Annotated in this window: 6 protein-coding genes and 1 pseudogene; 1 reads left to right on the top strand and 6 read right to left on the bottom strand. The window is 61.8% G+C overall.

Annotation, left to right across the window (positions count from 1 at the left end; translation table 11 throughout):
- The 5 genes and pseudogenes from BLU37_RS29660 to BLU37_RS28900 form a co-directional block, all read right to left on the bottom strand.
- A pseudogene (locus tag BLU37_RS29660) lies at positions 1 to 881 on the bottom strand (ABC transporter ATP-binding protein); the annotation flags it as partial.
- Complete coding sequence (locus BLU37_RS28915; protein ID WP_010449143.1) at positions 878 to 1,678, bottom strand: ABC transporter permease; 801 nt, start codon at positions 1,676 to 1,678, stop codon at positions 878 to 880. The gene BLU37_RS28915 and the pseudogene BLU37_RS29660, both read right to left, overlap by 4 nt.
- Positions 1,665 to 2,528: an ABC transporter permease gene (locus BLU37_RS28910; protein ID WP_172833073.1), complete on the bottom strand. Its 864-nt coding sequence runs from the start codon at positions 2,526 to 2,528 to the stop codon at positions 1,665 to 1,667. Before BLU37_RS28910 ends, BLU37_RS28915 begins: the two co-directional genes overlap by 14 nt.
- A complete protein-coding gene (locus BLU37_RS28905; RefSeq protein WP_010449140.1) occupies positions 2,507 to 3,313 on the bottom strand; it encodes an alkaline phosphatase family protein in 807 nt (268 codons plus the stop codon). The genes BLU37_RS28910 and BLU37_RS28905 overlap by 22 nt, the downstream gene beginning before the upstream one ends.
- A 97-nt stretch (positions 3,314 to 3,410) precedes the next feature.
- Positions 3,411 to 4,478 (bottom strand): ABC transporter substrate-binding protein, encoded by a 1,068-nt coding sequence (locus tag BLU37_RS28900; RefSeq protein ID WP_090210876.1) that lies wholly within the window; start codon positions 4,476 to 4,478, stop codon positions 3,411 to 3,413.
- 383 nt (positions 4,479 to 4,861) lie between these two features.
- Here BLU37_RS28900 and BLU37_RS28895 point away from each other — a divergent pair, with 383 nt between their 5' ends.
- Positions 4,862 to 5,575 (top strand): UTRA domain-containing protein, encoded by a 714-nt coding sequence (locus BLU37_RS28895; protein WP_010449135.1) that lies wholly within the window; start codon positions 4,862 to 4,864, stop codon positions 5,573 to 5,575.
- 86 nt (positions 5,576 to 5,661) lie between these two features.
- Here BLU37_RS28895 and BLU37_RS28890 read toward each other — a convergent pair whose 3' ends face one another.
- Complete coding sequence (locus BLU37_RS28890) at positions 5,662 to 7,833, bottom strand: mechanosensitive ion channel family protein (RefSeq protein ID WP_081354401.1); 2,172 nt, start codon at positions 7,831 to 7,833, stop codon at positions 5,662 to 5,664.
- Positions 7,834 to 7,854 lie beyond the last annotated feature (21 nt).

Here is a 7,854-nt window from a genome sequence, read left to right as displayed (position 1 = left end):
CCCCGAGCCTCGATCCGGTAGCGAATGACGTTGCCCAGCAGACTATGACCACGGATCAACGCATCCAGCTCGCCTTCGGTGTGCAGCTCGATGGCTTCCGGGCGAATGGCGATACGGCTGTTGACCGGCCGTTGCAGCAGGCGGCTGGCGGCGTCGGCTTCGAGCAGGTTGTAGTTGCCGATGAAACCGGCGGCGAAGACATCCACTGGCGCAGTGTAGAGCGATTCGGCATCGCCGCTCTGGACGATCTGGCCCTGGTTCATCAGGAAGATCCGGTCACTCATGGTCAGGGCTTCTTCCTGGTCGTGGGTGACGAAGATGGTGGTCAGGCCCAGCTCACGCTGGATCGCGCGGATCTGCTCGCGCAGGTGCTTGCGAATCCGCGCGTCCAGGGCCGACAGCGGTTCGTCGAGCAGCAGCAGGCGCGGACGGGTCACCAGCGAACGGGCCAGGGCCACGCGCTGGCACTGGCCACCGGAGAGCTGGTGCGGATAGCGGGCGGCGAAGTCGTGCAGTTCCACCAGCTTGAGGGCTTCGATCACCCGCTTGTGGCTGTCATCGGCGTTGACCTTCTGCATCTTCAGGCCGAAGGCGACGTTCTGTTCCACGGTCATGTTGGGGAACAGCGCGTAGCTCTGGAAAACCATGCCGATGGCGCGTTTCTGCGGGCTCAGCGGGACGATATCCTGGCCGTCGAGCAGGATCGTGCCGCTGTCCACCGGGGTCAGGCCGGCGATGCAGCGCAGCAGGGTGGACTTGCCGCAGCCGGAGGGGCCGAGCAGGGTGATGAACTCGCCCTTGGCGATGTCGCAGTTGATGTCGCTGAACACCGTGGTGCCGGCGTAGGTCTTTTTCAGGTTCTGGACGCTGATGAAGCTCATTGGCTTTTGTCCTTGTTGAGGCGGTTGGCGACCCAGGTGAGCACCAATACGAACAGAAAGTAGGAGATCACCAGGGCACTGGTGAAGTGACCGCTGCTGTTGCGCATGTTGTTCAGGTACACCTGCAGGGTCTCGTAGCGGGTGCCGACGAGGATGTTGGCGAAAACGAACTCGCCGAACAGGAACGAGAACGACAGCAGCAACGCCACCATCAGGCCCTTGCGCAGGTTTGGCAGGACCACCAGAAACGCCGCCTGCCAGGTGCTGGCGCCGAGCAGGTGGGCGGCGTCCATCAGGTCGCGCAGGTTGATCGCCTGCAGGTTGTTGGTGATTGCCCGGTACATGAAGGGCAGGGCCACGGTGAAGTAGCAACCGATCAGGATCCACGGCGTACCGACCATGGCGAACGGCCCGGAACCGTACAACTGCAGCAGGCCCACCGAGGACACCACCGGCGGCACGGCGAAAGGCAGCAGGATCAGGATGTTCATCAGCGCGTCGAGCCGCGGGAAGTGGTAGTGGACCACGAACAGCAACGGCAGGATCAGCACCACCGACAGCACCAGCGAACCGACGCAGACGATCAGTGATTGGCCGAACGCGTTGAGAAAGCGTGGATCGCTCCACAGTTGCAGGTACCACTTGAAGGTGAAGCCGCTGGGCAGCACGGTCGCCGACCAACTGCTGGCGATCGAGTAGACGAAGGTTCCGAGCAGCGGCAGCAGCAGGATCAGGAACAGCAGATAGACCACCACACGGTGGTAGAGGTTGGCGGAGCCGGGTTCAGCGCGCGACATGGTGGCTCCTTTTCAACAGCCATTGATGGATGACGGTGACGAAGGTCATCAGGCCGACCAGGATCACCGCCAGCGCACTGGCCATGTTCGGATCGAGGCTGATGTCGCCGGACACCAGCGCGGCGATGCGGATCGGCAGCACGTTGAAGTTGCCGGTGGTCAGGGCGTAGACCGTGGCGTAGGCCCCAAGGGCGTTGGCCAGCAGGATGACGAAAGTGCCCAGCAGCGCCGGGGTCAGCACCGGCAGACCGATATGCCGCCAGAACTGCCAGCCGTTGGCGCCGAGCAGCGCGGCGGATTCGCGCCAGTCTTCGCGCAGTGCGTCGAAGGCCGGATAGAGCAGCAGCACGCCCAGGGGAATCTGGAAGTAGGTGTAGAGAATGATCAGACCGGTCTTCGAGTACAGGTTGAAATCCTGGATGATTCCGGCCTGTTTCAGCATCAGGGTGATGGTGCCGTTGAAGCCCAGCAGGATGATGAACGCGAAGGCCAGCGGCACGCCGGCAAAGTTGCTGGTCATGTTGGCGAAGGCGTTGACGAAGTCGCGCAGGCGCGAATCGACCCGCCGCAGCGAGTAGGCACCCAGCAGGGCGATGAGCATGCCGAACACGCTCGACCAGAAACTGATCTCCAGGCTGTACTGGATCGCCTGCAGGTAGAACTTCGAACTGAAGATCTTGCTGAAGTTGGCCAGCCCCCAGCCGTTTTCTTCCGATTGCAGGCTGTTGATCAGCACCCAGATCAGCGGGGCGATCTCGAATACGATGAAGAACAGGGCGAAAGGCACCAGGCAGAGCAGGGCGAGCCCTTTGCCACGGGTGAGTGAATTCACTTCAACAGCTCCCGGCATACAGGTTTGTCGTGATGAACGCCCAGCAGTGTGCAGATCGTGCCGCAAAGCTCGGTCTGCCGGGGCGTGGCATCGGGATTGAAACTGAAGGCGTCGCCGAGCACGAACAGCGGGACTTCACGCTCTTCGGCCAGCAGGCCGTTGTGCGAGCGGTCGTTGTTCATGCCATGGTCGGCGGTCACCAGCACCTGGTAGCCGGCATCGAGCCAGCCTTGCAGGTAGTCGGCGAGGATGATGTCGGCCGAGCGTGCGCTGTTGCGGTACTGGGCGCTGTCCAGACCATGCTTGTGGCCGGCGTCGTCGATGTTCATCGGGTGCACCAGCAGGAAGTTCGGCGCATGTTGCAGGCGCAGGCTTTCGGCGTCGGCGAACAGATGGGAATCGGGATAGTGGTCCATCCAGTAGAAATGTCCGTACTGGATCGGCAGGCTGTCGTTGTGGGTATGGCGATCCCGAGCCGCAACGAAGGGCGAGCGGTTGTACAACTCGCTGACCCAGTGATAGGCCGCCGCCGCTGTCTTGAGACCGGCATCGCGGGCGTAGTGGAACACGCTGCGCTGGTTCGACAGCCGGGTGACATGGTTGTGCACGATGCCGCTGTGGATCGGCGCGACACCGGTCAGAATGCATTCGTAGAGCGGTCGTGACAGCGAGGGCAACTCGCATTCCAGTTTGTACAGCGCTGCGCGTCCTGCGCCTGCGTAAGCCTGGAGATGGCCCATGGCGTGGCGGGCGACCTCGTGGTTCAGGCCATCGAGCACGACCAGGATGACGTTGTGCTGCATGAGCCGGGCCTCTGTTTCAAGGAGTCTGCAAAACCTGTAGGAGCAGGCGGTGCGGCGATCCGCCTGCTCCTACAGTTCAGTGGTGGCAAACAGTCAGTTATTGCATGTTGATGATGACTTCTTCCTGCCACTTCTGCGGCAGTGCCTTGGAGGTTTTCTCCCAGGCGTCGGCATCCTTGATCGGGGTGACGTGCTTGTACTGCTCGTTAGGCAGCAGCTTGGCCTTGACGTCTTCCGGCAGGGTCAGGTGTTCGGCGCGGATCGGACGGGCATTGCCACGGGCCAGGTTGATCTGACCGGCGTCACTGAAGATGTACTCACGCGCCAGCTTGGCGGCGTTCGGGTGCTTGGCGTACTTGTTGATGATGGTGGTGTAGCCGGAAATCACCGAGCCGTCGGACGGGATCAGCACGACGTAGTCATCGGGGCTGGCCATCTTGGCCTTGTAGCTCAGGCCGTTGAAGTCCCAGACCACGCCGACTTCCACTTCACCCTTTTCCATGGTGGCGATGGTCGGGTTGGCGAGCGACAGGCGGCCCTGCTTGGCGATGTCGGCGAACATCAGCAGTGCCGGCTGGATGTTCTTCTCGTCGCCACCGTTGGCCAATGCCGCTGCCAGCACGCCGTTGGCGGCCTGGGCCGCGGTGCTCACGTCACCGATGGAAACCTTGTACTTGCCGGTCTTGAGGTCAGCCCAGCTTTTCGGTACTTCGGAGCCGTGCAGCAGCTTCTTGTTGACGATGAAGGCGATGGTGCCGGTGTAGGCCAGTGCCCAGTTGCCGTCCTTGTCCTTGGCCCAGGCCGGAACCTGTTCCCAGGTGCTCGGCTTGTACGGCTGGGTCACGCCCTGCTTGGTCGCGATCGGGCCGAAGGCCGCGCCGACGTCGCCGATATCGGCGCTGGCGTTGTCTTTCTCGGCGGCGAACTTGGCGATTTCCTGGGCCGAGCTCATATCGGTGTCGATGTGCTTGAGGCCGTACTTGTCGCTCAGGTCCTTCCAGGTGCCGGCCCAGTTCGCCCAGTCATCGGGCATGCCGACACTGTTGACGGCACCTTCTTTCTTGGCGGCGGCCTCCAGCGTTTGCAAATTGGTATCGGCGGCCATGGCGCTGGTGCACAGGGCAATGGTCGAGCCTAACAGTGATGCCAGGAAAAGCTGTTTCATCCGAAGCTCCTTTGGGCGTTGTTCAACGCTGAGATCTTGATCGACAGTTTTTATATACGTAGTGCGGCGGTTGGACGTTTGGTCTAGGTCAGCAATACCTGAGCCAATTTAAGCTCGCTGGATGACATTTTAATGTCGGCATCAGTCCTGCAAGGTTTTTCCCCAGTAGCACCCGTGACCACCGAACTAAGCGTAGACTATGTTTAACTAATTGATATTTAAGGTAATTACTGATTTTAGGCGGGCGTTCTATTGCACCGTTTCGTCGCTTTGTCACATACCAGTCATGTGTATTGCCTAGGCTGGGTGCTGCAACTGGAGACCGTGACGCTATACGGTTTTGCCCTGAAACAGTGCTGGACTAGTCCACATAGGTAACGTTGATGCGCGAAGAGGCACCAAAGGCGGTGACAGCCATCTGTCAGGCTCTGTGCGAGCAGATCGAACACGGATTGTTGCCCGGCGCAAGCAAGCTGCCGGCCGAGCGCAAGCTCAGCGAGCTGTTCAGTACCACCCGGATCACCGTGCGCGAGGCTTTGCTGCAACTGGAGGCCCAGGGGCTGATCTACCGCGAGGAACGCCGGGGCTGGTTCGTCTCGCCGCCCAGGCTGGCCTACAACCTGATGCAGCGTAGTCACTTTCACGCGATGGTCAGTGCCCAGGGCCGGGTTCCTTCCACCCAGGTCTTGTCGGCGCGGCTGCAGCCGGCGTCGGCAGCGGTGTGCGAGTGGTTGCAGTTGCCGGCGCTGTCCAGCGTGATCCAGGTCTGTCGGGTGCGGCGGATCGATGAGCGGCAGGTGCTGTATGTCGAGCACTACCTCAACCCGCAGTATTTCCCGGGGATTCTCGAGTTCGACCTGAACCAGTCGATCACCGAACTGTATGCCCGCCACTACGATTTGCACTACGGGCGGGTGCGCTTCGAAATAGTGCCGACCTCATTGCCGCTGGAGGCCGCTGCGGCGTTGCGTGTGTCGTCCGGCAGCCCGGGATTGCGGATTGCCCGGGTCAACTACGACCAGCACCAGCGGCTTATCGACTGCGACCTGGAATTCTGGCGGCATGATGCGATTCATGTCGGGGTGGATGTGCTGTAGGAGCATGGCTTGCCCGCGAAGCTTTTGGCTGCCTTGAGGGCGCATTCGCCGGCAAGCCGGGCTACTACAGGATGGGACGGTGGTGCTCAGGATCTGGCCGGTTGTTCGCTTTGCGCACCACCACCGGCCGTCACCACCTGCACGCTCAGGCGCGGGGTCGCCAGATCCAGGCCGGCTTCGTCCATGGTCCGTTTCAGCGCCAGGTTGAAGGCCCGCGAAACCTCCCACTGCTTGATCGGCGCGGTCTTGAAGCGGGCCCGCAGAATCGCGCTGCCGGACTCGAAGCTCTCCACCCCCTGGATCTCCAGCGGCGACCAGATGTTGCGCCGCTGCAGTGGATCGGTACGCATCTTCTGGCCGACATCGCGCATCAGTTTGATCGCATCGTCGATGGCCATGTTGTAGGGGATCGCCACCCGGAAAATTGCATAGCCGAACTCCCGTGAGTAGTTCTTGATGCTCTTGATCTCGCTGAACGGAATGGTGTGGACGATGCCGTCGATGTCCCGCAGCCGTACGGTGCGTATGGTCAGGCCCTCGACGGTACCAAGGTGACCGCCGACATCCACGTAGTCGTCGATGGCCAGGGAATCCTCGATGATGATGAACAGACCGGTGATCAGGTCCGCCACCAGCGACTGCGCACCAAAACCGATGGCCAGACCGATCACACCGGCACCGGCCAAAAGCGGCGTGACGTTCATGCCCATGTTTGCCAGGGCGACGATCAGCGCGATGATGAAGATCGCCACGAACAGCACGTTGCGGATCAGCGGCATCATCGTCTGTGCCCGGGCATTGGCCAGGCCCTTGCGCGAGCGGGTGAGGGCATGGTGTACGGCCGTGTCGGCAAGAATCCACACCAGCCAGGCGAAGATCAGCGTACCGCCGAGGCTGAACAGGCGGACGCTGACCTCATGCCCTTCGCCTTCGGTGAACCGGATCAGCGACATGCCCCAGACGCGCAGGCCGAGTTCGATGAACACCAGCCAGACGAACAGATGCACCAGGGTGTAGCCAAAACTTTTCAACCGCTCTGAATACAGCGTATGGCGCTTGTGCCCGCGTTGTGGTTTGAGCGCATGGCGCCGCACCAGGCCGTTGATCACCATGCACAGCACGACCAGCACGGTGCAGATCAGCGACTGGCGCAGGGCGGTACTGGTGTCTCCGGCGGAAAAGAACGTTGCGAACAGCGAGATCGCCACGAGGATCAGCGCGGGGATGAACCAGAAACTGCCGAGAATATCGATGGTATCGCTCAGGGCGCGACGGGTCAGGCGCCGGGACAGCGGCTGGTTGCGGATCAGGTGGGCGATGGGTCGGCGGAAGCGCAGGATGAACAACCCTGAGGACAGCGCGGCCATGACGTTGATGAGGGTCGCGGCGGTGTGCGCCAGGTGGCTGCCGAGGCTGGCGATCAGGCGCGGGTCACTCAGCGCCTCGCCGAACGCGGCGAAGCTGCCGATCAGCCACAATGGCCGGAAGGCCCGACGTCGCAGGATGTGCAACGCCTGATGCCGGTGTGGCCCATCGAGCAGCGAGAAGGCGATGACGCAGATCGCCGAAAAGCAGGTACCGACCACCAGCGCATAAGCCAGGGCCATCGCCAGATCCTTGCCCAGGGACGAGGGCAGGGCGTAGGTCAGGTAGACGGTGATCAGCAGGGCGATCATCCACGGGCCGAGCTTGCGCAGGGCGAAGCGCAGCAGGTCGACGGTGCGCGGATGCTGGGGCAACTCCTCGGTCAGGCCGAAGCGCAGACGGACCCGGTGGCCGAGCCAGATCATCGCCCAGGCGAGACAGCTCCAGAGTAGCAGGATCAGGGCAAAGGCGAAGATGATCGGCAGCCACTCGCTGGCCGGGAGCATCAGCGCCAGCATTTCCTGCTTGGCCTGGTCGAGTTCCAGCGACCAGCGATTGAGCGGGCTGTCATTGCCGGTGAACTGTTTTTCGAAGTCGCTCAAGGTGCTGCCGATCAGTCCCAGTACTCCGACTTCAGCGGCCGGCTGGGCTTTTTTCGTGCTGTCCCGGAGCTTTTTCAGGTCGCTCAGCAGCTTGCTGCGTTGCTGATCGTTCTCCAGATTCTTGATGACCTCATCCAGGGACTGGGCCAGCGGTTCGGTCGGTTGTGGCTGGGTTTTCTCGGCGCTGCCCAACAGGCTTGGCAGGCCGACAGCTTGGGCGGGAGCCAGTGGCAGCAGGGCTAACAGGCAAATCAGCAGGCAGGCGGGCAGAGCAAAAAGACGGGCGAACACTAGTCAGTCAACCATACGGAA

This window comes from Pseudomonas asplenii (assembly GCF_900105475.1).
Taxonomy (GTDB): Bacteria; Pseudomonadota; Gammaproteobacteria; order Pseudomonadales; family Pseudomonadaceae; genus Aquipseudomonas; species Aquipseudomonas asplenii.
This window is presented reverse-complemented; position numbering and strand designations above follow the sequence as displayed.

Coding starts and splice junctions, on each gene's coding strand:
- BLU37_RS28910 (WP_172833073.1), bottom strand. CDS start 2,528: ATGCCGGGAGCTGTTGAAGTGAATTCACTCACCCGTGGCAAAGGGCTC.
- BLU37_RS28900 (WP_090210876.1), bottom strand. CDS start 4,478: ATGAAACAGCTTTTCCTGGCATCACTGTTAGGCTCGACCATTGCCCTG.
- BLU37_RS28905 (WP_010449140.1), bottom strand. CDS start 3,313: ATGCAGCACAACGTCATCCTGGTCGTGCTCGATGGCCTGAACCACGAG.
- BLU37_RS28895 (WP_010449135.1), top strand. CDS start 4,862: ATGCGCGAAGAGGCACCAAAGGCGGTGACAGCCATCTGTCAGGCTCTG.
- BLU37_RS28915 (WP_010449143.1), bottom strand. CDS start 1,678: ATGTCGCGCGCTGAACCCGGCTCCGCCAACCTCTACCACCGTGTGGTG.